Here is a 24,438-nt window from a genome sequence, read left to right as displayed (position 1 = left end):
CTGCCGACGCGAAAACTCTGAGGAACGCTCCGATGCAGCATCGCTTTCGCTTCTTCGCGCTGACGGCGGCGCTGCTGGCCTCGTCGGCCGCGCTCGCCCAGACCGCTCCCCCGATCGCGGACCAAGCGTCGGGTGACAGCCTCGCCGCCGGGTTCGTCGATCCGCCCGCGGAGGCGCGGCCGCGGGTGTGGTGGCATTGGCTCGACGGCAATATCAGCGAACCCGGGATCGTCGCCGATCTCGAATGGATGAAGCGCATCGGCCTGGGCGGCGTCCAGACCTTCGACGCTTCGCTGATGGCCCCGCAGGTGGTCGAGCGACGCCTCGCCTATATGAGCCCGGAGTGGAGCCACGCTTTCCGACTTGCGGCGACGACCGCGGACCGGCTCGGGCTCGAATTCGCGGTCGCGGGATCACCGGGCTGGAGCGAGACCGGCGGGCCGTGGGTGCCACCCGCCGACGGCATGAAGAAACTGGTGTGGAGCGAAACCGACATCGTTGGCGGCCATCGCTTCGCCGGGCGGCTGGCATCGCCGCCGCGCACGACCGGGCCGTTCCAGACGCTGCCGTTTGACGATCCGCTAGCCGCCTTTGGCGGCAAGGCATCGAAGCCGCCGACGGATTATGCCGATGTCATGGTGCTGGCCTATCCGGTCGATCCGCCCACAGCCGCGATTCCGGCCGCGACCGTTGCCGGTCGTCCGGTCGATGCCGCGGCATTGCTCGACGCGGATGCCAAGACGTCGGTTGCCGTGCCGCGCGGCAGCGCCGATCAGCCCGGCGTCGTGACGCTGACCTACGCCCGTCCGACCACGATCCGCAGCGCGACACTGTTCATCCCAGGTGCCTTGCCGCCCTTTGGCGACGCGCTGTTCCAGCCCGTGCTCGAGGTTGCCGATGGCGCGGGCTGGCGCGCCATCGCGACGCTGCCGCTTGGCGCGGTACCCACGACGGTCAGCTTTGCGCCGATTACCGCGCGTGCGTTCCGGCTCGTGCTCGGTCCCAACACCGCGCCTCCCCGGATCGGGCTCGGCGCCCCCGCGCCCGGCGCCGTGGTCGATGGCATGTTCCCGAGCGGACCGCCCGCGACATCGGTCGCGGTCGCGCAATTGCGCCTGTCGGGTGAGGCGAGGATCGATCGGTTCGAAGCCAAGGCCGGCTTCGCGACCGTCGCGGATTATTACGCGCTCAGCACCGCTGTGCCCGAAAGCGCGGGAATCGATCCTGCGCGCGTGGTCGATCTCACCGCGCGGATGCAGCCCGACGGCACGCTCGACTGGACTGTGCCCAAGGGGCGGTGGCGGATCGTCCGGCTGGGGGCGACGCTGCTCGGCACGACCAACCATCCCGCCACCGCCGAGGCGACGGGGCTCGAGGTGGACAAATATGACGCCGCCGCGGTCACGCGGTACCTCGAGCATTATATCGACATGTACCGCACGGCGGCGGGCCCCGATCTGGTCGGCGCGAAAGGCATCCGTGCGATCGTCACCGACAGTTTCGAGGCGGGCGACGCCAATTGGACGCCGTTGATGCTCGCGCAGTTCAAACGGTTGCGCGGTTATGATCCGCGCCCGTGGCTTCCCGCGCTGACCGGGGCGGTGGTCGGCTCGCGCGCGCGCAGCGACGCCTTCCTGTACGATTATCGCCGGACGCTCGCCGATCTGCTCGCGAGCGAACATTATGGGACGGTCGCGCGCGTCGCGCATGCCGCTGGCCTCAAAGTGTATGGCGAGGCGCTCGAGGATGGCCGCCCGGCGCTCGGCGACGACCTTGCGATGCGGCGCCATGCCGACGTGCCGATGGCGGCGATGTGGACCTATGATCGCGCCGGCAAGCCGCGCCCGACCTTGCTCGGCGATCTGCGCGGCGCGGCGTCGGTCGCGCATCTCTACGGCCAGCCCATCGTCGCGGCCGAATCCTTCACCTCGGGGCTGGCGCCCTGGGCATTCGCGCCGGCCGATCTCAAGCGCGTCGTCGATCTGGAGTTTGCGAGCGGCATCAATCGGCCGGTGATCCACACCTCGGTGCACCAGCCGGTCGACGACAAACTGCCCGGCCTGTCGCTTGCGATCTTCGGGCAATATTTCAACCGGCACGACAGCTGGGCCGAGATGGCGCGACCGTGGATCGATTACATCGCGCGGTCGAGCTATGTGCTCCAGCAGGGCCGCAACGTCGCCGACGTCGCCTATTTCTACGGTGAGGAAGCGCCGCTGACCGCGCTGTTCGCGCGTGCGCCGCTCGGCGACACGCCGACCCGCTATGGCTATGATTTCGTCAACGCCGATGCGCTGACGCAGGATCTGTCGGTCGCGAAGGGAAGCGTGGTTTCGTCCGGCGGTGCCCGCTACCGCGCGCTGTATCTCGGCGGTTCGGCACAGCGCATGACGCTGCCGGTGCTGCGCCGGTTGGCGACGCTGGTCGAACAGGGGGCGACCCTCATCGGCGATGCGCCGACGGGATCGCCGGCGTTGGGCGACGATCGTGCTGCTTTCTCCGCGCTGGTTCGGCGCCTGTGGTCGGGCACGCCGGTCACGACCATCGGGACGGGGCGCGTCATCGCCGGGCACGACGTCGAGGCCGCGCTCGCCGGAACCGGTCTGCTGCCCGATTTCGCCTATACCAAGCCCGCGCCCGACAGCGAGCTCCTCTTCGCGCATCGCGCGCTCGCCGATGGCGACGTCTATTTCGTCACCAATCGCCGCAACCGTGCGGAGCGCATCGCGGCGCGTTTCCGCGTCACCGGCAAGCTGCCCGAACTGTGGCACGCCGACACCGGGCGGCGCAGCGCCGTTTCGTATCGCATCGAAGGCGGCCAGACGATCGTTCCGCTCGATCTGGCGGGCGAGGAGGCGGTGTTCGTGGTGTTTCGCCGCGAAGCGACCGACGCCAGCGTGACACGCGCCGCGCCGCCGTCGCGGACCGTGGCACGGGTGGACGGCCCGTGGACGGTCACCTTCCAGCCCGGACGTGGGGCGCCTGCGACCACGACGCTGGCGCGGCTGGCGCCGCTCAACGAAAATGACTCCCCTGCGATCCGTTATTTCTCGGGCGTCGCCAGCTATGCGGCGGCCCTGGATTTGCCAAGGACGCTCGATCGCGCGACGCCGCTGCTGCTCGATCTCGGGCAAGTCGGCGATCTCGCCGAAGTGCGCGTGAACGGCGTTGCGGTCGGCACGGTGTGGCACGCGCCCTATCGGATCGACATCGCCGCCGCGGCGCGCCCCGGGCGCAACCGGATCGAGGTGCGCGTGGCCAATCTCTGGGTCAATCGCCTGATCGGCGACGCGCAGCCGGGCGCGCGCAAGCTGACCTGGACGGCGATGCCGAGCTACCGCGCCGATGCGCCGTTGCGCGCGTCGGGGCTGATCGGGCCCGTTACCGTGCTGGCCGCACCGTGACCCCGCCGCAGCGGCGCTATGTGCGCACCGAGATGGCGATCGCGGCGGTCATCAACGCGGCGCTGAGCGCGGTGTTCGTATGGCTGGCGTTCGCCGGCGAGGCGGTCGTGCCGGTGCTTGGCTGGCGCGGGCTGGCGGTCGACACGGTCCCGCAGAGCCTGATGGTCGCGCTGATGAGCTGCCTTGTTCCAACGGTACTGACCCGGCGGCGGCTCGCGGCCGGGCGGGTAACCGCGCTGCCAACCGGGCACAGATGGCCGCGCCACGCGCTCGTGCGCGCGCTGCTTGTCGCCGTACCGATCGCGGCGCTGGCAGGGTTGGTGGGCGCGGCCGTGCTGCCGTTGACCGGACCGTCCTGGCCGTTCGGCGCGGTCGCCGCGCTCAAACCGCTTTATGGTGCGCTGCTCGGTGCCATCATCGCACGGCTGGCGGTGCTGCTCGCCCTTGGCGATTCGCCTGGCCAAAGGTCATGACGGCAATCGGGAAAGTCCTATCGCATTTCAAGCTCGATGATAGCGAACTCACCGTATCCCCGACGAGTGTTTCGTGTCGAAGTAACCCGAATAGAGACTAACGGGTACAGTAGCGGAATATTGTTCATTTCTTCTATTGATGGCTATTTGTACCGTAACACGCGCTCGACCTGGTTCCGATCGCGGTAGCGTCGGAAGTCACGGGCGGGCGGCTCGCGACGGTTCGCTTCTGGCGGGATGATCGGCAGGATCCCGCGCCAGAGCAGGTCTTGGCGGACGCGCCGGCGCTACGCCCAACACGCGCTGCCCGTCGAGCTCGCTCTAAAGGCCGCCGCGCCAGATTTACGAAACGCCCTGTTTGCAATCGCTAACGACGTCGGCGCGCGTCGGGCCGGGGGCAGCAACGCACCCATGTCGCCGCATCTGATAGGGCTAGATGACCTGCGGCCGATTTTTTTAGTTTCCAGGCTTTGGAAGGCGCTGGCGGAGACGGAGGGATTCGAACCCTCGGTACCAGTAAACCCGGTACGGCGGTTTAGCAAACCGCTGGTTTCAGCCACTCACCCACGTCTCCGGATCACGGCGAAGGCGGGCTATAACCGCGCTTTGCTGCCACGGCAACCGCTTGTGCGCATGTTGCTCGCCGCGGAATCGATTCCGCTGGTCGCGACGGCGCCGCTCGTTCATTGGCGCGACAGCCAGGACGGCGCTATCATGGCGCAATTGCAGCCCCGGGGGAGAATGACGATGCACTTGCGCTGGACCAGCGCGCCGAGGATTGGCGCTGCAATCCTGCTCGCGCTAGCGACCGCCGGGGCACCGCTTGCGGCGCAAGTGCGCACGATCGATCCCAACCAGGCGATCGATTCGGATCTGCGCCAGACGCAGCCGAAAGCGCAGCCGCCGCGCCGGACGCCCACCCCGGCCCCCGCTCAGTCGGATCCTGTCCCGCTGTCCGACACGCCGCGCTATCCCGACGCGCCAGGATCGACGGAGCCGGTCGAGTCCGGATCCAGCGTTCCGTCTGCGGGCAGCCCAGCGGGAGCGCCGGCAGGTACGAACGGATCGGCACAGGACGTCGCGCGCGACGGGGCAGAAGTCGAATCGGCCGACAGCCAGACCTTCCAGAAGCAGGAATTGCTCCGCGCCGCCGAGGGGACCTTCGGCAAGGGCGCATCGGGGCTCGCCGGCATCCTTGAGCGCACGCTCAAGGAGCAGGGCTATCCCAACGCCTATATCGCCGGGCGCGAGGCGTCGGCGGCGGTCGTCGTCGGCCTGCGCTATGGCAAGGGCGAGATGTTCCACAAGGTCGAGGGGCGCCAGCCCGTCTATTGGACCGGCCCGTCGGTCGGCTTCGATCTGGGCGGTGATGCCAACAAGGTGTTCGTGCTGGTCTACAACCTCTACGACACCGCGGACCTGTTCAAGCGCTTCCCGGCAGCCGAGGGCCGCGTCTATTTCGTCGGCGGGTTCGCGGCGACCTATCTGCGTCGCGGCAACACGGTGCTGATCCCAATCCGGCTCGGCGTCGGATGGCGGCAGGGCGTCAATCTGGGCTATATGAAGTTCAGCCGGACCTCGAAATGGTTCCCGTTCTAAGCGCAGCGCGGCAGGCCGCTCCAGCGGCCTGACTCGCGCAAGCTCGGCCGGCGGGGCCCGCCCCGACCGACGGCATGGGCTTTGCCTATGCCCGACAAGCGCGTAACGTCCCCCGGTGACCACCACCCGCCAGATCCTCCGCGCCCTGCTCGCCGCCGCCTATCTAGCGGCGGGCATCCTCCACGTGTTCGTGCCCAGACCGTTTCTCGGGATCACCCCGGACTGGGTGCCCTTCCCCGCCCAGGTGATCCTGCTGACCGGCGTGTGTGAGATTGCCGGGGCGATCGGCCTGTTCGTGCCGCGGCTGCGCTGGTGGGCGGGCGTTGGCCTCGCCGCCTATGCGGTGTGCGTCTATCCCGCGAACGTGAAACACGCGCTCGATTTCATCGAAACCGGCCGCGGCGGGCTCGGGCTATGGTACCATATCCCGCGGCTTGCGTTTCAGCCGGTGATCGTGTGGTGGGCGCTGTTCGCCGGCCGCGTGATCGACTGGCCCTTCCCGCGACGGAGCGCAGCATGAGCGATATCGACGACACCATCATCGACACGCCCGAGGGTCCGATGACCTGGGCCGCCTGGAAGAAGAAGAACCCGGTGCAGATCCCGTCGCGGCGCACCAAGGGCAAGGACCTGCCCGTCAAGGTGAAGCGCTTCACCGAACCGAAGTGACGCTCGGTTAGCCGATGAAGCGCCAGCCGAGCGTCTGGCCGGCGTGGAACGGCACGACCGCAGTGTCACCCGCGCCGATCAGTTCAGGAACCGCCTCCTCGCGCCGCTCGAGCGTGATAGTGCCCTCGTTGAGCGGCAAACCGTAGAAACGCGCGCCGTGTTCCGAGGCGAAACCCTCGAACCGGTCGAGCGCATTTTCCTCATCGAACACTGCGAGATAGCTTTCGAGCGCGTACGGCGCGTTGAAGATGCCCGCGCATCCGCAGGACGCTTCCTTGCGCGCGCGGCCATGCGGGGCGCTGTCGGTACCGAGGAAGAAGCTCGGCGACCCCGACACCGCCGCCGCGCGTACCGCGAGGCGATGGCGTTCGCGCTTGATCACCGGCAGGCAATAGGCGTGCGGCTGGAGCCCGCCATCGAACATCGCGTTGCGATTGAGATGGAGATGCTGCGGCGTGATCGTCGCGGCGACGTTCGGCCCCGCGTCGGTCACGAACGCGGCGGCCTCGGCGGTCGTGATATGTTCGAGCACGATCTTCAGCGCGGGATAGTCGCGCACCAGCGGCGCCAGCGTCCGCTCGACGAAGATCGCCTCGCGATCGAAGATGTCGATCTCGCGGTCGGTCACTTCGCCGTGGATCAGCAGCGGCATGCCGATCCGCTGCAGTGTCTCGAGCACGCTCGACAGCGCGCGGATATCGGTGACGCCGTGCGCCGAGTTCGTCGTCGCATGCGCCGGGTACAGCTTGCACGCCGCCCACACGCCCTCGGCATAGCCGCACGCGATCTCCTCGGCATCCGCCGCATCGGTGAGGTAGCAAGTCATCAACGGGGTGAAATTGGTCCCTGCAGGCAAGGCGGCGAGGATCCGCTCGCGATATGCCTCTGCCGCCGCGATCGTGGTCACCGGCGGGGTCAGGTTCGGCATGACGATCGCGCGCGCGAACTGGCGCGCGGTGTACTGCGCAACCGCGGCGAGCATCTCGCCATCGCGGAGGTGGACATGCCAGTCGTCGGGGCGGCGGATCGTGAGGCGCTCGGTCATGCCGACCGCCTAGCGCGCGGCGCGGCGAATCGCCAGCCGCGTATTGCCGCTACCCCTCGCCGCCCCTACCTCCATGCCATGAATGCCACCATGCTCGCCGATCGATCGCTCCTCCGCCTGTCGGGGGAGGATGTCCGCGGCTTCCTGCAGGGGCTCGTCACCGCCGACATGGCCGGGCCCTTCCCGGCCTGGGCCGGCTTGCTGACGCCGCAGGGCAAGGCGCTGTTCGACTTCATCGTCTGGACCGACGGCGACGACGTGCTGCTCGACTGCGAGGCGAGCGTTGCCGAGGCATTGCGGCGGCGGCTGTCGATCTATCGCCTGCGCCGCGCGATCACGATCGAGCAGACCGATGGCGCGGTGCATTGGTCGCGCGAGCCCGGCCAGGGCGTGCCCGATCCCCGGCTGGCCGCACTCGGCTATCGCTGGCTGGGTGAGCCGGGCGAGGCAGCAACCGGGTGGCTTGCGCATCGCCTGTCGCTAGGCGTTGCCGAAGGCGAGGCCGAGCTCGGCAGCGACAAGACGCTGTGGCTCGAGGCCAACGCGCGCGAACTGAACGGCGTCAGTTTCACCAAGGGCTGCTATGTCGGCCAGGAGAACACCGCGCGTATGCACCATCGCAGCAAGGTCAACCGCCGGCTGGTGGTGGCACCGCTCGGCGAGCCGGGCGAGCGCACCCGGGCGACCTATCCCGACCTCGGCCTGATGGTCGAACTGCGCCGCGTCGAAGCGCTCGGCGATGCCGTGGTGCCCGATTGGCTGGCGACGGCGTTAGCGCACGCCGACGCGTAACGCCAACCGCCCCGTTACCGCCCAATCGAGCTGTATGCGAACCCGGCGCGCTCGGCATCGCTCGGCGGATAGACGTTGCGCAGATCGACCATCACCGGCGCCGCCATCGTCGCCGCCAGCCGCTTGAGATCGAGCGCGCGATAGATGTTCCACTCGGTCACGATCACCACCGCGTCAGCGCCCTGCGCGGCGGCATAGGCGTCGGCGCAATAGGTGATGTCGGGCATCATCGTCTTGGCGATCTCCATCCCCTCGGGGTCATGCGCGCGCACCGTGATGCCAGCGTCGAGCAAACTCTGGACGATCGCCAGGCTCGGCGCATCGCGCATGTCGTCGGTGTTGGGCTTGAAGGTCAGCCCCAGCACCGCAACGGTCTTGCCGCGCACGCTCGTCCCGTCGCCGCCGCCCAGCGCCGCGATCACCTTGCGCCCCATCGCGCGCTTGCGCGTATCGTTGACCTGGACGACCGCCTCGACGATCCGCACCGGCGTCTCGTAATCCTCGGCGGTCTTGAGCAAAGCGAGCGTGTCCTTGGGGAAGCACGAACCGCCATAGCCCGGCCCGGCGTGTAGGAACTTCGAACCGATCCGGTTATCAAGCCCGATCCCGCGCGACACGTCCTTGACGTTCGCGCCGACCGCTTCGCACAAATCGGCGATCTCGTTGATGAAGGTGATCTTGGTCGCCAGGAAGGCGTTGGCGGCATATTTGATCAGCTCGGAGGTCCGCCGCCCAGTGAACAAGATCGGGCTCTCGTTGAGATACAGCGGGCGATAGACATCGCGCATCACTTGCTGCGCGCGCGGATCCTCGGTGCCGATCACGATCCGGTCGGGGCGCTTGAAGTCGCCGATCGCGGCGCCCTCGCGCAGGAACTCGGGATTGGAGACGACCGCGATCGGAAAATCGCCGGCGAGTTCGGTGAGAATCTCCTCAACCTTGTCGCCGGTGCCGACGGGAACGGTCGACTTGGTGACGACCACGACGGGGCCGTCGATTGCCTCGGCGATCTCGCGCGTTGCGGCAAACACATAGCTCAGGTCAGCATGGCCGTCGCCACGCCGCGACGGCGTGCCCACCGCGATGAAGATCGCATCGGCCCCGGCGACCGCAGCCTTGAGATCGGTCGTGAAGCGGAGCCGCCCCGCCGCGACATTGCTCGCGACGAGCGTATCGAGACCGGGCTCGAAGATCGGCATCTTGCCCGCCTCGAGTGCCGCAATCTTGGTCTCGTCCTTGTCGACGCAGATCACGTCATGGCCGAAATCCGAAAAGCATGCCCCTGATACCAGGCCGACATACCCCGAGCCGATCATCGTAATCCGCATGAAAAGTCCTCAAATCTCGCAAGCGCACCACAGTCCGGAGGCGCACCGAGGCGCGCTCCACAACTGCCGCTCTAGCCGATCATGGCGGTATTGCCAGCCCGGCGCGATCGCTCGCCGGCCTCACATGTATCGTGCCACCGGCGCACAAAAAAGGGGAGACCGGCTTGCGCCGATCTCCCCGATTTCTGACCAAAGTCAGGTCTGGGCTTAGTTGCCCGAACCCGGACCGTAGGACACTTCCACGCGACGGTTCTGCACTTCGCGAACGCCATCGGCGGTCTGGACGCGCAGATGGGCGGGATCTTCACCGAAGGCTTCGGTGCCGATCGAGCCATCCGGGATCGAATGGGCGGTCATGTACGCACGAACCGCGTCGTTGCGGCGCTGCGACAGACCGACGTTGTACTTCGGCGTACCCGAACGGTCGGTGAAGCCAGCAAGCATGACCTTTGCGTTACCGCAGTTCTGGTACTGCGCGATTGCGCCGTCCAGGATCGAGGCTGCCTCAGGCGTGACGTCCGACTTGTCCCACTCGAAGAACACGATGAACGGTCCAGGCGAGCAAGGCGTCGCGACAACCGGAGCCGGCTCAGGCGGCGGCGGGGCAGGCGGCGGCGGGGGCGGCGGCGGCGGCGGCGGAGCAGCAGGCTCGCCGAAGTTGTACGTCAGGCCTGCGAGCAGGCTGTGCGTACGATAGCGACCGTTGTAGCCACGACCCGCGACGTCGACCAGCTTGACGTTGTCGGCGGTGAAGAAGCGATACTTGATCGACGCGTCGACGTGCTTCGTGATCGGCGCGCGAACGCCGGCGAGGCCCTGATACGCGAAAACCGTGTCGCTGTCGTTGAGCAGGTTCTGCAGGCTGTTGATGCCGAAGCGCTCCTTGACGCGTGCAACACCAACACCGCCGCCGACGAAGCCCTGGATGCCGTCATCGTCGCCGAAGTCGACAAGGCCGTTGACCATGAAGCTCAGTGCGGTCGTGCGACCACGAGCGAACTGGTACGTGCCAGCCGGGTAGTTGCCGACTGCGCCCGACGGGATGAGACCCGGGGTCGTGACCGACGAACGATAGTCATCGACCGATGCGCTCTTGTAGCCGACTTCGGCTTCGAGGCGGAACATGCCAAGGTCGTAACCGATCACGCCATCGACGTCGTAGCCGTAGCGATGATCGACGGTACCGGCGCTCTTCACGTTGTTGATATCGAATTTGATATCTTCCACGAGCACTGCACCACCGTCGACGCCGACATACCAGGACTTATCCCGGGCCAGCGCTGGTGTGGTAACGAGAGCAGTGGAGGCAAGCGCTATGGTAACGGCTAGCTTCCGCATAAAAATCCCCTTCATCTGGTTGTCACTCGGACAGCGCAAACCCTCTACCGAATGGAAGGTTTCCACGCAAGCGCACAAATGTCCGGACTGTTGCTGATTTAACACAGATTTAGTGGGAACCGTCAGCGATTTTCGATGCTACGCGGCAGCGATGAGACCAAGCGTTTGAAGTGCCGCCAGAATCGTTGTGATCGTGGCGCGCGCCTCGGCGTCGATCGTGCTGCCGTTCGCAGGTGCAGCAATGGCCGGCCGCGGGGGCCCGAGCATCGCAAATCCGCCGAGGATAAGGTGCGACGCAGCAAGCGTTCCGACCGTCCAACGGCTGCCATCGAAACGCGCATCGGTCCGATCGGCCTTGCTCCACACCAGCATCCCGGGTTGCGGCGCAACGAACCGCCAGCCCCCCGCAGTCCAACCGGCCAGCGCCTGTGCCTGCCCGCGCCAAGCGCCGCGCGGGGCTGCGCCAACGATCCAGCATGCGCCCGGCAACGGCGCCTCTGGCGGCGTGTCGAGCCCGACCGCCTCGACGCTCGCCTGCACAGCCATGTCGAGCAACGTCAGGGCCTCGTTGTGCGAAAGCTCCTTCTGCGCCTGCCCGGGCTGTAACAAAGGCAGGCCCAGGCGCGTGCTTGTCTCATCGCTCATGCAAATCTCCTGTCATCCGTTGCCGTCGGGAATCGTGATCGTTGCGCCGTCGGATTCGCCGTGCGTGCCGATCTGGACGACGCGCAACACAACCCCGCCCCCTCGGTCCGCGGCCGCCACGACGACACGCGGTTCGTGCGTCTCGATCAGCGTCGTAGCGCCATCGCCGCGCAGCAGCGTGACGCGATACGCCTCGCGCTCTTCGCCTTGCGGAACATCGATCCCATCGCTCCAGCGCCACCCGTTTCTGCTGCGCCGCACCCAAGTTACGCAGGCATCGCCCGCCCCGCTTTCGCGCCAGCGCAAATGAACGGGGGATGGCGGCACGACCGAAGTTCCGCGCACCATAACGCGCGTCGCAACCGGTCCGTCGACGTCGCCGGTCCCCGACGCGAGAAGGCGAAGGTCGGCTCCCAAAGCGGCGAGCGGCAGGTCGAGCGAAAGAGCCGATTCGGCCTCGATCAGCACAAAGCGATCGCCGATCGCCTGCCCCCCCATCGCCGCCTCGGTCCCCCGCCGCCCGCGCCACAACCCCGCCAGCCGCCAGCGCCGCGCGCCAATCTGGGTCGCGGTCGAAAATTGCAGCAGTTCATCGCCCACCAGCGCGAGATTGGCGCCCGCGTCGAGCGCGCGCGGATCGGCGCTTTCGAGCGTCATCGTCGAGTAAGCGAGATCGACCTCGAACGCCTGCGCCTGATCGGCGATCGCACTCGACCCGCGCCCCGGTAGGCTCGCCAGCCGCCCCATGGTTCCTGGCGCTGCGGTCGATCCCAGCGGCGTCCAGCGCGCCCCGCCGTCGAGGCTGTAGAGCAACGCCGCACGCCGCCAGCTCGGCTGCGTTCCGCTGGCGACGATCGTCACGCGCGGTGCCGACAGCAGCGCGTCGTCGAACGGCAAGCTCTCGAACACCTCGATCACCGTGGCGCCCGTCATCACATCGGGCGCCGCCAGCACGCGCCCCGGGCTCGCCGCCACCGGCAGCGTCCCGCCCGCGAGCCGCACGCAGTCGAGCGACAGCACCATCTTTTCGAGCGACCAGCCCGTGACGCGCCACACCCCCGCCACTCCGGCGATCGTCACGCACGCGCCGGGCACCACGTCGAGCGCGTCCCAGCCGAGCGTCACGCTGCGCCGCTCGCGCCCCGCCTCGCCGCGCGCGAGGATGCCGTGCGCAAGCGTCTTGGCGGTTCCGGCATCGATCGCGGCGGGCAGCTCGATTCGATCCTCGCGCCGGCCCGCACCGGGCCGCCGCACCCTCTGCAAACCTATCTGGTACTCGCGCGCCGGATCGTAGTGTGACAGCGTCACTTGCCGCGGCACGCTTTCGAGCGCAGCGACCGCGCGGTGGGGCTTGCCGCTCGAATCGCCCGCACCGCGCGTCTCGCCATTGGCGATCTCGCGCTCGGGCGCAAACCCGGCGCGCATCGCCACGGCCCCGCCGATCGGCGCGAACCACGCACCCCCGGCCTGGGCCAGCGTGTCGAGCACGCTGCCGACACTGTCGCCGTACGCCGCAAAGCCGTCGAGCGGCTGGACCGCGTCTGCCGCGGCCACGCTCCCCTCCGAAAGCGCCTCGGCGATCGCGCCGACCGACACCGGCGCAGCATCGCCGATCACTTCGAAGGTCAGCGACGGAATGCGATTGCCATAATCGGCAAGCTGGAGCGTCTCGAACACCGCATAGGCGATCCCGCGATGCGCCGGCGCGAACACCGCCCCCTCGGCCGCGGCGATCAGCGGATCGACCGGCTGGTCCTCGCCCCCCAGATACAGCCGAAAGCCCGTCGAAACCTTGAAGTCGCCGCCGCTGCCGCGCAGCAGATTGCCATCCGCCCAGATCCGCCCGACCCCGACGATCGGCCGCCCCGATAGCGCCACCGCGAACGACGCCGCATAGCTGTAACTCGTCACGCTCGGCTGGCCCTTGCCGGTGCTGCTCTTCGAGCGGCTCTCGATCAGATCGGTCGACCAGATCACGCACCCGCCGACGCGCATCGTGCCGAACACCTTCTGCAGCGGCGTACCGTAATTCGACGTCTGCAGGTGCAGCGACGCCAGCCGCGGCCCCTCCACGCCCTTCGGCCGCATCAGCACGTCGCGATCGACCACGCCGCCGAGCGCCGCACCGAGCACCGCCCCGATCGGCCCGCCGAGCGCGCGGCCCACCACCGAAAGCACCAACGTCGCCATTTCAGCCTCCTGTCACGCGCCAGCAGCCGAGCATCGGCCACGGCGCCGCCCCCGGCCGCGCGACGACTCGCCGCAGCACCGCATCGGCATGGATCAGTCCGCCAGCCACCAGCACCGCCAGATGGAATTGCGCCGGCCCCGCCGCGAACAGCGCGATATCCCCCGGCGCCGGATCGCTCACGCGCGCCAGCCCGCTCGCGTCGAAGCGCGCGATCAGCGTCGCGGCGTCGCCGCCCCGCAGCGCGTAATCTCCCGGAATGTCCCCGTCGAACCCACCCGCCCGCGCCGCGAGCGCCGCCACGCCAACGCAGTCGAGCCCATGCGCGGGAACACGCCCCTGTAACCGAAACCCGACCCCGATCAGCGCCTCCACCGCCGCCACGACAGCCGCCGCGCGCGTCATGCCCCGGGGTAACGCGTCAGCAAGTCGATCCCCGGCAGGAACGGCTCGCCGCGGAAGTTGACGGCATTGGCGAAGCGCCCGGCACAGGTCGCCAAGCTCTTGTCGCACCCCTCGATCAGCTCGACCAAATCCCCCACCGCGACCGGCAGCGCGGGGTCGCTCCGCAGCGTGACGCTGCTTCCGTCGGACACCGCAATCGCCCCCTCGAGCCCCGAATTCTCCCCGCCGATCCAGCGCAGCAGCCCGCCGCCATATGCGTTGGCGACCGGCTCGACGGCGTCGAGCGTCACCACCCGTTCGTGCCACGCCGCCACCCGCGCATACCGCCGCCGTCCCGCCATCGCGACGCGACAGCGCGCGTCGCCGAGTTCGGCACGACATTCGGGCGAGGTCGCCTCGACCACGGGCCGGTCGAGCGCAGCGGTCGCACCGCGCAATTCGGCGGTGAAGCCGTGCGCGTCGCTCTCGACCGCGCCGATCGTCCCCTCGCCGAGCGGCACGCGACGCGCGTCCGCCCCGCTCCAGTCGACCGCGAACAGCTGGACGCGCGCGCCATCCCACCGCCCGGCGAGCAAATCACGCGCGCCGATCGCCGCACTGGTCAGCGCGCCGGTAATATCCATCGTATCGGCATCGAGCCCGTCGCTGCGCTTGATCGCCGAGGGCGTCATCCCCGGCGCGGCGGCATGGACGAGCCCGTCGATCGCGAGATCGCGGTCATGATCGGTCAGCCCGATCGCCACGCCATCGCGCCGCTCGATCCGCCAGCACAAGGCAAGCGTGGTGAGTGGGCCGGTGAGCAAGGACATAAGATTTCTCCAGAATCCCTCTCCCTTTGGGAGAGGGTGGCCGAGCGCAGCGAGGTCGGGTGAGGGCAGTCCAGCCCGGGAAGGCCCCATACGCGCACTGCACGCTACTCCCGCACCTCGATCAGCGGCACGCTCGTCGTCGCGCCCGCCAGGAACGTCGTCCGAGTGACGCTCAGCGTATCCTCGGCAAAGCGCACCGCCACGTCGAACAAAAACCCCGCACGCACCGCCACCCCAACGCGCGGCGCCGCATCGAGCACGACATACGCCCCCGCCGCGAGCGTGAACCGCGTCGTCTCGACCCCGCCGACCGCGACCCGCACGCTCCCCGCGACCGGCCGCGTGATCCGCCGCACCGCGTCGCCATAGTGTTTGACGAGCGCGAAGCTGACCGTGACGCCGTCGCCTTCCCCCAGCAGCTGATCGCCCGCCCCAAAGCTCGCCCCGCTCGAGGAAAAATCGAACGGATCGCGCAAGCGAAACCCGCGCGCCGGCCCCATCCGCGCGCGGAAGAAGGCCAGCAACGTCGCGATATCCGCCTCCGATCGCACCCCCGGCGCAACATCGTAGCGCGTCCGCGCCTCGGCCCAGCTCGCATTGCGCATTTCCTGCCCGCCCGCGCTCGTGACGATCGCAGTCGAAAATTGCGGCGTCACCTCGGCCTCGCGCCCCAGCGCAAGCGGGAACAGCACATCGTCGAACGGCACCACCGCATCCTCCTCGGTCTCGAAATGGACGAACCCGTCGCGCAACACTTGCGGCAGCGCCCAGACGAACGTCGCCGCCACACCGCGCGCGCGCGCCGCCTCGGCCGCCGCCGCAATCGCGCGCCACTGCGCCTGCTGGTCGCTGCGCAGCACGAAGCCCGCAAAATAATGCGTCTGCGCAACCGCATAGCCAAGCCGCGCCTACGCGATCGCGACCGCGCGCGCCGTGCCCGCGACATCCCCCGCGGTCACGAAATCATAATCCTCGAGCTGCAGCACATCGAACGCCGGCCACGCCCAGCCGAGCGGCACGTTGGCGCGCTTCAGCTCGGGCGCATCGCGCGCCAGTACGCTCGGCAAATAGACCAGCAGATGCGTCTCGACCGCCGGCGCCACCGCCCTCACCGCCGCGACCAGCGCCGCGGTCGAGGCCGCGAGCAGCCTGCCCGCAGCATCGAGCAGGTCGCGCTGTGCGACGCTCGTGACGGCGTGAACGTCCGCAATCTCGACCGGATCCCCCAGCGCCGCCCGCGCGCTCGCATCGTACAGACACGGCCGCCCATCGCCGAGCACCCACCACCACGGCTCGCCAACCTGGAATTTGGGCGCGAGCCCCGCCGCGAGCGCGATCTCGATCACCGCCACCGCAACCGCGCGCAAATACGCCATCGCCCCCCTTCTCGCCGGCGACAGCAGGCACGACGGCGGATCCCATCCGGTCAGCGCCGGCGTGCCATCCCAGGCGCGCTGCTTCCAGTCGCTCCAGCAATGCGCGTCGAACAGTTCATAGCTGATCGACCAGATCACCTCATACCCGAGCGCCTTCGCGCGCACCTCGAAATCGCGCTGCCACGCCGCCGCCGCGACATTGAGCACGCCCCCCGCCAAGCTCACGTAAAAGCCGCCCGAACTCGCCTCGACCCGCAGGAAGTGGCTCATCCCGAGATAGTGGACGATCCTTCCGCGATAGCCGAGCAGCAGCGCGTTCCGCAGCAGCCGCTCGGGCGTGAGATTGTAGCTGTCGTCATACCCGCTCGCGATCTGCAGCCCGTGTTCGGGCACCACGACATCGCCGATCGCAAGCACCGCACCCACTCCCTCGCAGCGAAGCGCGCTCAGCTCGACCCACGCCTCCACCGGCGCGGGCAACGCGGTGCTGCCGCCTTCGACGAACCCCGGCGGCACCAACGAGACGAACATCCGGTCGACATCGCCCGCCCACACCGGGTCGGCGTCGTCGGACAGCCGATAGCCGCCGTCGAGCGCCGCGAAATCGAGCGTGATCGTCGCATCCTCGGGCGTGCCGTCGGCATAATTCCACAGCCGCACATACCAGGCGCGCGCCGCGCCGCTCGCATCGCGCCCTTCGATCGTCAGCACCGGACCGTTGACTTGATCGAGCGCCACCACCCCGTTCGCACGCCAGCGGAACGACAGCCGACAGCCGCGGAAATCGCGCGCCGTCGCATAGCGCAGCAGCGGGTGATCGTGGCTATCCTCGGCCTCCCAGATCAGCCCCGCCAGATCCCCCGCAGTGTAGAACACCGCATCCACCCGGAGCGCGTCGTGACCGATGGTGGTGACGGCGGCCATCATCGGCCGCGGAAAATTGACCGTCCAGAAGCGCGGATCGAAGCGCGTCACCACGCTCTCGCTCTGGATCGTGCGGTCCTGTGCAAGCCAGAATGGCATAAAAGGCCCCTCTCCTTCAGGGGAGGGGTTGGGGTGGGGCCGTAAAGGCCCCGACCACCCAGCACGTCCCCACCCCCAGCCCCTCCCCTGAAGGGGAGGGGAGTCGATCTTACGAAAGCGCCGCCTTCACCGCGCGCGCCACCTGCCGGCTCGACGCGGCGAGCGCTTGCGGCGCATCGCTCCCGCCCCGCACGGTGATCGACACGCGCACATCGCGCGGCCCACCCGCGCCGCCGCTTGCGACGATGCTCCCGCTCGTCGTCGGCACGAACAGTTCGGGCCCACGCTCGCCGACGATATACGGCCGCGCCGGCGACACCGGCCCGCCCGTCGCACGCCCGGGCGATCCGCCGATCAGCCCGCCGAGCACGCCCAGCAGACTGTCGCCCCCACCGCCACCCCCGCCGAGCAAGGCGCTCAACCCGCTCCGCACCGCCGCCGCGGCGATGTCGCCCAGCACCGACAGCGCCACCTTGCGCAGATCCTCGAAGCCGAGGCTCCCGCCCGTCAGCGCCTTGGCCAGCGTGGTCTCGATCGCGCGCCCGGCGCGATCGACTCCGCTCGCCAGCGGCCCGTCGAGGCTCGCGCGCATTGCATCGACATCGCGCGCAAAGCCCGCCGTATCGGCGCGCACGCCGACGACCAGCCGTTCGATTTCATCGTCCATCGGGAAACGCCTCCTGCAATCGCTCGCGCGTCGCGGCATCGGGCGGATCGACCGCCGCAGCCTCGCCACGCAACACCGCGACGACGACCGCCAGCTCGGCGGGTGTCGCACGCCAGAATCGGTCGGGGCTCCACCCCAGCACCGCGCCCGCCAGCCCCGCGAGCCGCGCCGCGGCATCGGCGAAGCACGCCATCACCGCCCCGCCAGGATCTGGCCGAGCAGCACGCGCAGCACCGGCGTCGCCGCGGCGAGCCCCTGCTCGACCAGCGCCTCGCCGAACTGCGCGCGGGTGATCGCGGCGGGCGTCTCCCCCCGGCAATGCCAGAACAGAGCGACCAGCTCGCCAAGCGACAAGGCCCCCGCCGCCGCGCGCTCGACCAGCGCGAACAGCGGCCCGATCTCGCCCTCGGCAGCGACCAGTGCCGCAAAGCTCGGCCGCAGCACGATCGTCTCGCCCGCGATCCGCACCTCCGCCTCGCCGCGCACCGGGTTCGCGGGCGCGCTCATGCCGCCACCACCGCGCCCGAACTCTCGAGGCTCAGCGTGTACGATCGCTCGCCATTGTAATCCCCGGCATAATCGAGCCGCGTGACGAGGAACTTGCCCGACAGCGTCTCGCCGCTCTCGAAGCTCAGCCGATAGTCGTCGATCACCCCGGCGAGGGCATTGCCCTTGATCCGCAACTCGGCGGCCGAGCCCGTAAAGATCCCAGCCCCCGACACGCTGACGCTGCGCACCCCCGCCCCCGACAGCAATTCGCGCCACCCGCCCGAATCCTTCGAGGTGATCGCCACCATCTCGCCATTGACGCTTAACTGCGTAGTGCGCAGCCCCGCCACCGTCGCATAGACGATCGGACTGCCGCCATTGCCGACCTTCAACAAGAAGGCGCTCCCGCGTTCTGCACTCATGCCACTGCTCCTTCGGTTTTCTCATAAAGACGGCGCGTTCGCGGCGTCGGGCGATCAGGTTCGCGCAGAGGCGCAGAGGCGCGGAGATGTCGCGCACCGCTGCAGCGCACTCGCCCCATCCATCAGACGAACGCGTCCGCAATCAGCGAAACCCCTCATCGCCTCCGCGCCTCTGCGCGAACCATTCCACACCGACGCACACGCCCCAGCCGAAGGGGTTCAGCCCGTCGCCAGGACCCGCACGCGATATTCGACGCTAGCGCTCCACGCGCCGGGCGCGCCGCCGCCGATCCGCGATCGCACCAGCACCACGCTCGCCAGCCGCCACCCGGCAAGATCGCGCGGCAGCGCCTCTATCGCCGTGCCCACCGCCGCCGCCAGCGCCTGAATCCGCGCGGGCGCCTCCCCCACATCGCGCACCGTCACGAGCAGCCGCAGCTCGCGCCCAGCGCGATCCTTGACGCTCCAGTCGCCGCTGAGAAGCTCGCCGAGCATCGCATAAGGCGGCGTCGCCTTGACGGGCGGGCCGAGATACACGCCGTTGAGCCCCGCCACCCCGCGCAGCGCGTCGAGCGCCGCCGCCTGCACCACGCTTTCCGCGCTCATGCGAGCAAACTCCCGATCCAGCGCAGTCGCGGATCGTCGGGCGAGATCCGCCCCGACAGCACGACATGCTCGCCCTCGATGCTGATCGCGACGCCCGGCAAAGCGCTGCGCAGCGCCTCCGCCACGCGCACCCGCGCGCGCTCCGCCGCCACCGCACCCGCCGCGCTCCCACGCGCCTCGAGCGCGCTCAGCATCGCACCGACCCGCGCAGCGTCACGTGCCGGAACGGCCGCCACAACGCCGTCACCGCAGCCGGCGGCGCGACACTCGCATCGCGCTCGTCGAACAGATACGCCGCGAGCAACGCGACACCCTGCCGCAGCGGCGCAGGCAGCCCCACCCACGCATCGGCGATCCCGGCGGCATAGCGCACGACCACCAGCCCGCCGCCCCCGACGCGCACCCAGCCATCCCCCGCCGCATCGATGTCGATCGCATACCGCTCAGCCGAGAGCGCACTCCCACCGCGCGTCTCGACCGCGGCGATCGCCCGCACCGGCCGCGCACCAAGCCGCTGCCAGCCGCCTCGCGCCGTCACGCTCTCGCGCAAGGCGCGCGCGATCATCACGTCCCCGGTAAACTGCTCGGCCAGCCCCAGCGCGCTTTCGGCAAAGGCGGCGATGAGCGCGTCCTCGTCGCTGCTCGCCACGCGCAGCACGGCTTTTACCGCCGCCACCGCCAGCGCGCGGTCATCCCCCCCGAGCGTCACCGCGCCCGGGCCATTGTCGTCGATCATGGAATGTCTCCTCTCTCCCTCTCCCAGCGGGAGAGGGAAGGGGCCCGCTCGGCGCAGCCGAGTGGGAAGGGTGAGGGCAGATCGGGCGCGCCACGTCCCTGCCCTCACCCGACCTCGCTGCGCTCGGTCACCCTCTCCCACCGGGAGAGGGAAACCGGCTCAGCTCACCGCGAACTTGAGCAGCTTGATCGCCTCGCTGTTCGCCACGCACCCGCCGATCCGCTTGGTCGCGTAGAAATTGACGAACGGCTTGTTGGTGTAGGGATCGCGCAGGATCACCGTTTCGCTCCGCTCGGCGATGAGATACCCCGCCTTGAAATTGCCGAACGCGATCGCGCACGCATTCGCCGCCACGTCGGGCATGTCCTCGGCCTCGATCACCGGATAGCCGAGCAGGCTCGCCGGCGTCCCCGCGACGAGGCTCGGGCTCCACAGGAACGCGCCGTCGCTGGTCTTGAACTTGCGGATCCGCGCAAGCGTGCTCGCATTCATCACGAACACCGCGCCATGCCGGTATGGCCCGCGCAACGCCTGGACGAGATCGACCAGCCGGTCCTGCGGGTTCGCCGCGAAATCGCCCGCCGCGCCGCTCGCCAGATATTGCAGCGTCCCGAACGCGCGCGCCGCATCGCTGCTCGCCGCGATCGGCGCCTGGAGGAAGCCCTTGGGCCGGTTGACGCCAGATCCATTGACGAACGCCGCCCCTTCCGCGCGCGCGAATTCGGTCGCGATCTCGCCCGCCAGCCACTCCTCGACATCGAACGCGGCGTCGTCGAGCATCGCCTGGCTCGCGCTCGGATTGGCGTAGAGTTCGCCCATCGGCGGCGCGATCTCGGTGAAGCTCGGCGTTCCCGTGCCGCCGCGCGCATCGGTCTCCGCCGCCCAGCCCGACGGCGTGCCGCCCGTGGTCACGAGCTTGCGATACCCCGCACTCCCCACGCGCACGACGTTCGCGACGCTGCGGATCGGCGAGATCGCGGTGAGCGTCGCGTCGATCTGCGCGTCGATCTCGCGCGGGATCGCATAGCCGCCGGCATCGCCGCTGACGCTGCTCAGCGCCTTGATCTCGAGCGTCGCGCCCGAGCGGACGAACCCCGCAAACGCGCCCTCGCCCGGCGCCCCTGCCCGCTCGAGCAACGGCCGCTGCATCGCCTCCATGTGCTGCGCCGCAAAGCTGTCGAGCGCGTCGTGCGTATCGGTCATGCTGGTCTCCTTGGTGTTGAAAAGGATCGGGCGACCACGTCCTCGGTCACCGCGCACGAAAAAGGGGCGCCGCAAGCGCGACGCCCCTTCTGCTGAACTCGAGCGGTGCATCAGCACCGCATCATGCCATCACGCTTGCTTGACGTTCTCCGCGCGTGGCCCCTTCGGCCCCTGGCCGACGTCGAACGTGACCTTCTCGCCCTCGCGCAGATCCTCGTAGCGGACGCCCTCGACGCTCGACATGTGGAAGAACATGTCGGTGCCCGATGCGTCGGCGATGAAGCCGAAGCCCTTGTCGGTCAGTCGCTTGATGGTGCCTTCAGCCATGATCGTTCCTTCGCTCCGCGCGCCGCCGCCCGGGATCGGGAACCGCGTCGGGATGCGTCGGCGTAGCAGCATCGGCGACGCGATGCACTCGCGCGGCGGGGTGCATCGGCGATACGACCAGGCTGACCTCGACCAGCTCGAGCGCGGTCAGCTCGCGCACCCGCCTCCCGCCCAGCCGCGGCCGCACGCCGCGCGCGCGATAGCCGATCGACAGCCCCGCCACCGCCCCGCTGCGCACCAGCCCCGCAAGCCGCGGATCGTCGACTCGCGCGACCACGCGCAGCCCACGCGCATCGGTCGCGATCCGCTCGATCGCCCCGACCGGGACGCCGCGATGCTGCCACAGCAACGGCACGCCCGCGCTCACCCCGGCAAACGCCCCCGCGCGGATCACGTCGCCCCCGCGATCGACCGTATCGAAGATCGCGGCATAGCCGGCAAAGCGCACGCCGTCGCTCACTTGACCAGATCCCAGAACCCGAACTTGACCGCGAGCCCCGTCAGCAGCAGCGCCGCCGCGATCCGCACCACCCAGCCGACCACCGCCTTCCACACCGAGCGCTTGGCATCGCGCCACGCGCCGAGCAGCGCGCGCAATTCGGCCATGTCCTTGGCGGCATCGGGGTCGTCGAGCCCGAGCCGCGCCAGCGCACGCGCCGCCGCCAGCTCGCCGCCTTCCTCGGCGATCGCGCGCAGCGTCGCCAGATCGGCGCCTTCCTGCGCGCCCTGCGCCAGCAATTGCGCCAGCAGCGTACCCTCTGCGAGTGCCATAGAGATTCCTTTCGAAACGCCCTCTCCCATCGGGAGCGGGAGCGGGAAGAGGCCCGCGCCGAAGGCGTGGGAAGGGTGCGGGCAAAGGTCAGGGATCGAAGGTCACAGCGCGAGGCGCACCCTCACCCCACCAGCGCTCCGCGCTGCGCTTCGCCCTCTCCCGGAGGGAGCGGGTTTGCGAGCCCGACCATCGCGCGCTGTTCGTCGCGCGTAAGAAACGGCGCCGCGCTCACCTGTGCCCACAGCCGCTCGCGATCCTCGGCAAGCGCGGGCACGCGGTCGAGCGCCACGCTAAGCGTCGCCCCCGCGAACCAGCGCTCGACGCCTTGCGCGACCCCGGCGAGGATCGTCCCCGCGAGCGGCAGGATCGCCTGGCGCCACAAGGCGCGGTTGGCTTCCCTGTAATTGGCATAGGTCGCATCGCCCGGCAGCCCCAACAGCATCGGCGGCACCCCAAAGCTGCACGCGATCTCGCGCGCCGCCGCCGCCTTCATCTCGGCAAAATCGAGATCGGCCGGGGTCAGGCTCAGCGCCTGCCATTTCAACCCGCCTTCGAGCAGCATCGGCCGCCCGGCATTGCGCGCACCGGCAAAGCTCGCATCGAGCTCGTCGCGCAACCGCGCGAACTGCTCGCCCGACAGCGCCGATCCGTCGCCCGGATCATAGACCAGCGCCCCCGATGGCCGCGCGGCATTGTCGAGCAGCGCGGTGTTCCACGCCGCCGCGGCATTGTGCAGCGCGATCGCGCCCGCCGCCGCACCGAGACAGCCGAGCCCGTAATGGTCGTCGAGCGGATGGAACGCCTTGATATGGACGATCTGCGGCCGCGGATCGTCGGCCACCAGCCGCACCGATTGCGTGCCCACGCCGTAGCGATACGCGACCGGCCACCCCCCGGCATCGGCCTCGACCGTGACGCGCTCGGGCCGCAGCGCGAACAGCTCGACCAGCCGCCCCTGCGCGTCGGTCAGCAGTTGGACATAGGCATTGCCGTGGAGCAGCAACTGCGCGGCGAGCGTCGCAGTCAGCGCCTGCCCGGCCGAGCGCGCCTGCACCAGCCGCACCAGCTCGGGCGTCCCGTCGAGCGGCGCCTCGCCGAGCGCATCGGCGATCATCCGCACCGACCGCTGCGCAACCGCGTTGCGCAGATACAGCGCGCGCACCTGTTCCTGGTAACTCGCCGGAATCGCGCCCGCCCCTTCGACGAAGCGCGAACTGCGACGCGCCTCGAGCACCGGACGCGACTCATCGCGCCCGGCCTTGCGCCCGAACAATTTGATGCTGATCTCCTGCTGCTTTCTCCCGCCCGCCTGCGCGAGGGGCGCCTTCTTACCCCCCCGCTTGCGGAAGGGGCGCCTTCTTGCTCCCCTCCCGCTTGCGGGAGGGGCTGGGGGAGGGCCCGCGCCTACTCAAAACCTCGCGTCAAACGTCGCGCGGCTACCCCCGCGTCGCGAACCAGATCACGTGGCGCGGCCCCTTGCCGTTCTGCCGCGCCTTGACGACGACTTCCTCGACATGGAACCCCGCCCCCTTCAACCGCGTCACGAAACGCGGATCGGGCCCGGCCGACCACACCGCGAGCACACCCCCCGGCCGCAGCGCCTCGCGCGTGATCTTCAGCCCGCGCGGCGCATACAGCCGGTTGTTCTCCGCGCGCACCAGCCCGTCGGGACCGTTGTCGACATCGAGCAGGATCGCATCATAGCCCGCAGCCCCCTCGCTCGCGCCCGCCGCGATCGCGGCGGCAACGTCGCCCTCGAACACGCGCGTGCGCGGATCGTCGAGGCAGCCGGCGGTGACAGCCGCCATCGGCCCGCGCGCCCAGGCGAGGATCTCGGGCACCAGCTCGGCGACCGTCACCTCGGCCTTCGGCCCGACTTGCCCGAGCACCGCGCGCAGCGTAAAGCCCATGCCGTACCCGCCGATCAGCACGCGCGGCGCGGCGACCTTGGCGATGCGCGCGCACGCCAGCGTTCCCAGCGCCTCTTCGGAGCCGTTCATCCGCGTGCTCATCAATTCGTTGCGATCGACCACGATCATGAAGTCCGCGCCGCGCGCATAGAGCGTCATCACGTCCCCACCGGGGATTTGCGCGCTGTCGATCAATTCCCGCGGCACCATCG

Annotated in this window: 26 protein-coding genes, 1 tRNA gene and 1 pseudogene; 6 read left to right on the top strand and 22 right to left on the bottom strand. The window is 69.3% G+C overall.

What is annotated here, in order from left to right:
* The first annotated feature begins 32 nt into the window (after positions 1 to 32).
* Positions 33 to 3,404, top strand: a complete 3,372-nt coding sequence (locus tag ACP7C5_RS00580; RefSeq protein WP_426262827.1) for a glycosyl hydrolase — start codon at positions 33 to 35, stop codon at positions 3,402 to 3,404.
* Positions 3,401 to 3,877, top strand: a complete 477-nt coding sequence (locus ACP7C5_RS00575; RefSeq protein ID WP_426262826.1) for a hypothetical protein — start codon at positions 3,401 to 3,403, stop codon at positions 3,875 to 3,877. Before ACP7C5_RS00580 ends, ACP7C5_RS00575 begins: the two co-directional genes overlap by 4 nt.
* Positions 3,878 to 4,358: 481 nt before the next feature.
* Here ACP7C5_RS00575 and ACP7C5_RS00570 read toward each other — a convergent pair.
* Positions 4,359 to 4,451, bottom strand: a tRNA-Ser gene (locus ACP7C5_RS00570).
* A gap of 167 nt (positions 4,452 to 4,618) precedes the next feature.
* On the opposite strand from ACP7C5_RS00570, the gene ACP7C5_RS00565 reads away from it, so the two are divergent.
* The 3 genes from ACP7C5_RS00565 to ACP7C5_RS00555 all read left to right on the top strand — a co-directional run bounded on the left by ACP7C5_RS00565 (position 4,619) and on the right by ACP7C5_RS00555 (position 6,145).
* Positions 4,619 to 5,476: a DUF1134 domain-containing protein gene (locus ACP7C5_RS00565; RefSeq protein WP_426263367.1), complete on the top strand. Its 858-nt coding sequence runs from the start codon at positions 4,619 to 4,621 to the stop codon at positions 5,474 to 5,476.
* A gap of 115 nt (positions 5,477 to 5,591) precedes the next feature.
* Complete coding sequence (locus ACP7C5_RS00560) at positions 5,592 to 5,996, top strand: DoxX family protein (protein ID WP_426262825.1); 405 nt, start codon at positions 5,592 to 5,594, stop codon at positions 5,994 to 5,996.
* Positions 5,993 to 6,145, top strand: a complete 153-nt coding sequence (locus ACP7C5_RS00555; protein ID WP_165954556.1) for a hypothetical protein — start codon at positions 5,993 to 5,995, stop codon at positions 6,143 to 6,145. Before ACP7C5_RS00560 ends, ACP7C5_RS00555 begins: the two co-directional genes overlap by 4 nt.
* Before the next feature lie 7 nt (positions 6,146 to 6,152).
* On the opposite strand, the gene pyrC is transcribed toward ACP7C5_RS00555, so the two are convergent.
* Positions 6,153 to 7,190: a dihydroorotase gene (pyrC, locus tag ACP7C5_RS00550; RefSeq protein WP_426262824.1), complete on the bottom strand. Its 1,038-nt coding sequence runs from the start codon at positions 7,188 to 7,190 to the stop codon at positions 6,153 to 6,155.
* Between the two features lie 90 nt (positions 7,191 to 7,280).
* Here pyrC and ACP7C5_RS00545 point away from each other — a divergent pair, with 90 nt between their 5' ends.
* Positions 7,281 to 7,982, top strand: coding sequence for a YgfZ/GcvT domain-containing protein (locus tag ACP7C5_RS00545; RefSeq protein WP_426262823.1), 702 nt, complete (start codon positions 7,281 to 7,283; stop codon positions 7,980 to 7,982).
* Between the two features lie 14 nt (positions 7,983 to 7,996).
* Here the strand turns inward: ACP7C5_RS00545 and ACP7C5_RS00540 are convergent, their stop codons facing one another.
* The 20 genes and pseudogenes from ACP7C5_RS00540 to ACP7C5_RS00445 form a co-directional block, all read right to left on the bottom strand.
* Complete coding sequence (locus ACP7C5_RS00540; protein ID WP_426262822.1) at positions 7,997 to 9,310, bottom strand: UDP-glucose dehydrogenase family protein; 1,314 nt, start codon at positions 9,308 to 9,310, stop codon at positions 7,997 to 7,999.
* Positions 9,311 to 9,517: 207 nt separating this feature from the next.
* On the bottom strand, positions 9,518 to 10,648 hold the full coding sequence (locus ACP7C5_RS00535) for an OmpA family protein (protein ID WP_426262821.1): 1,131 nt from the start codon (positions 10,646 to 10,648) through the stop codon (positions 9,518 to 9,520).
* Between the two features lie 138 nt (positions 10,649 to 10,786).
* Complete coding sequence (locus tag ACP7C5_RS00530) at positions 10,787 to 11,293, bottom strand: DUF2793 domain-containing protein (protein ID WP_426262820.1); 507 nt, start codon at positions 11,291 to 11,293, stop codon at positions 10,787 to 10,789.
* 12 nt (positions 11,294 to 11,305) lie between these two features.
* Positions 11,306 to 13,483 (bottom strand): phage tail baseplate protein, encoded by a 2,178-nt coding sequence (locus ACP7C5_RS00525; RefSeq protein ID WP_426262819.1) that lies wholly within the window; start codon positions 13,481 to 13,483, stop codon positions 11,306 to 11,308.
* A 1-nt stretch (position 13,484) separates the two neighbouring features.
* Entirely contained in the window at positions 13,485 to 13,886 is a 402-nt protein-coding gene (locus tag ACP7C5_RS00520) for a peptidoglycan endopeptidase (RefSeq protein WP_426262818.1), read from the bottom strand.
* Positions 13,883 to 14,695 carry a DUF2163 domain-containing protein gene (locus ACP7C5_RS00515; RefSeq protein WP_426262817.1) on the bottom strand — a complete coding sequence of 271 codons (813 nt, stop codon included), beginning with the start codon at positions 14,693 to 14,695 and terminating at the stop codon, positions 13,883 to 13,885. The genes ACP7C5_RS00520 and ACP7C5_RS00515 overlap by 4 nt, the downstream gene beginning before the upstream one ends.
* A 104-nt stretch (positions 14,696 to 14,799) precedes the next feature.
* Positions 14,800 to 17,094, bottom strand: a pseudogene (locus ACP7C5_RS00510) (DUF2460 domain-containing protein).
* Positions 17,095 to 17,203: 109 nt separating this feature from the next.
* Positions 17,204 to 17,761: a tail tape measure protein gene (locus ACP7C5_RS00505; RefSeq protein WP_426262816.1), complete on the bottom strand. Its 558-nt coding sequence runs from the start codon at positions 17,759 to 17,761 to the stop codon at positions 17,204 to 17,206.
* The gene (locus ACP7C5_RS00500; protein ID WP_426262815.1) at positions 17,751 to 17,954 is read right to left on the bottom strand and encodes a phage tail assembly chaperone; all 204 of its coding nucleotides are present in this window, start codon (positions 17,952 to 17,954) and stop codon (positions 17,751 to 17,753) included. The genes ACP7C5_RS00505 and ACP7C5_RS00500 overlap by 11 nt, the downstream gene beginning before the upstream one ends.
* On the bottom strand, positions 17,954 to 18,268 hold the full coding sequence (locus ACP7C5_RS00495) for a gene transfer agent family protein (protein WP_322160856.1): 315 nt from the start codon (positions 18,266 to 18,268) through the stop codon (positions 17,954 to 17,956). The genes ACP7C5_RS00500 and ACP7C5_RS00495 overlap by 1 nt, the downstream gene beginning before the upstream one ends.
* Positions 18,265 to 18,672, bottom strand: coding sequence for a phage major tail protein, TP901-1 family (locus ACP7C5_RS00490; RefSeq protein WP_426262814.1), 408 nt, complete (start codon positions 18,670 to 18,672; stop codon positions 18,265 to 18,267). Before ACP7C5_RS00490 ends, ACP7C5_RS00495 begins: the two co-directional genes overlap by 4 nt.
* 219 nt (positions 18,673 to 18,891) lie before the next feature.
* On the bottom strand, positions 18,892 to 19,278 hold the full coding sequence (gene gp17, locus ACP7C5_RS00485) for a tail completion protein gp17 (protein WP_426262813.1): 387 nt from the start codon (positions 19,276 to 19,278) through the stop codon (positions 18,892 to 18,894).
* Positions 19,275 to 19,472: a hypothetical protein gene (locus ACP7C5_RS00480; RefSeq protein ID WP_426262812.1), complete on the bottom strand. Its 198-nt coding sequence runs from the start codon at positions 19,470 to 19,472 to the stop codon at positions 19,275 to 19,277. Before ACP7C5_RS00480 ends, gp17 begins: the two co-directional genes overlap by 4 nt.
* Complete coding sequence (locus ACP7C5_RS00475) at positions 19,466 to 20,014, bottom strand: head-tail connector protein (protein ID WP_426262811.1); 549 nt, start codon at positions 20,012 to 20,014, stop codon at positions 19,466 to 19,468. Before ACP7C5_RS00475 ends, ACP7C5_RS00480 begins: the two co-directional genes overlap by 7 nt.
* A gap of 159 nt (positions 20,015 to 20,173) precedes the next feature.
* A complete protein-coding gene (locus ACP7C5_RS00470) occupies positions 20,174 to 21,217 on the bottom strand; it encodes a phage major capsid protein (protein ID WP_426262810.1) in 1,044 nt (347 codons plus the stop codon).
* 129 nt (positions 21,218 to 21,346) lie between these two features.
* Positions 21,347 to 21,544, bottom strand: coding sequence for a cold-shock protein (locus tag ACP7C5_RS00465; RefSeq protein WP_133191666.1), 198 nt, complete (start codon positions 21,542 to 21,544; stop codon positions 21,347 to 21,349).
* Entirely contained in the window at positions 21,537 to 22,004 is a 468-nt protein-coding gene (locus ACP7C5_RS00460; RefSeq protein ID WP_426262809.1) for an HK97 family phage prohead protease, read from the bottom strand. Before ACP7C5_RS00460 ends, ACP7C5_RS00465 begins: the two co-directional genes overlap by 8 nt.
* Positions 22,001 to 22,315, bottom strand: coding sequence for a DUF6127 family protein (locus ACP7C5_RS00455; RefSeq protein WP_133191664.1), 315 nt, complete (start codon positions 22,313 to 22,315; stop codon positions 22,001 to 22,003). The genes ACP7C5_RS00460 and ACP7C5_RS00455 overlap by 4 nt, the downstream gene beginning before the upstream one ends.
* Before the next feature lie 122 nt (positions 22,316 to 22,437).
* The gene (locus tag ACP7C5_RS00450) at positions 22,438 to 23,595 is read right to left on the bottom strand and encodes a phage portal protein (protein WP_426263366.1); all 1,158 of its coding nucleotides are present in this window, start codon (positions 23,593 to 23,595) and stop codon (positions 22,438 to 22,440) included.
* 157 nt (positions 23,596 to 23,752) lie between these two features.
* Entirely contained in the window at positions 23,753 to 24,436 is a 684-nt protein-coding gene (locus ACP7C5_RS00445; RefSeq protein WP_426262808.1) for a spermidine synthase, read from the bottom strand.
* Between the last annotated feature and the right edge of the window lie 2 nt (positions 24,437 to 24,438).

Origin of the sequence: Sphingomonas sp. PWP1-2, from assembly GCF_049898305.1 — a bacterium.
GTDB lineage: Bacteria > Pseudomonadota > Alphaproteobacteria > Sphingomonadales > Sphingomonadaceae > Sphingomonas > Sphingomonas glacialis.
The sequence above is the reverse complement of the archived record's forward strand: the minus strand, read 5'-3'. Positions and strand labels throughout refer to the sequence as shown.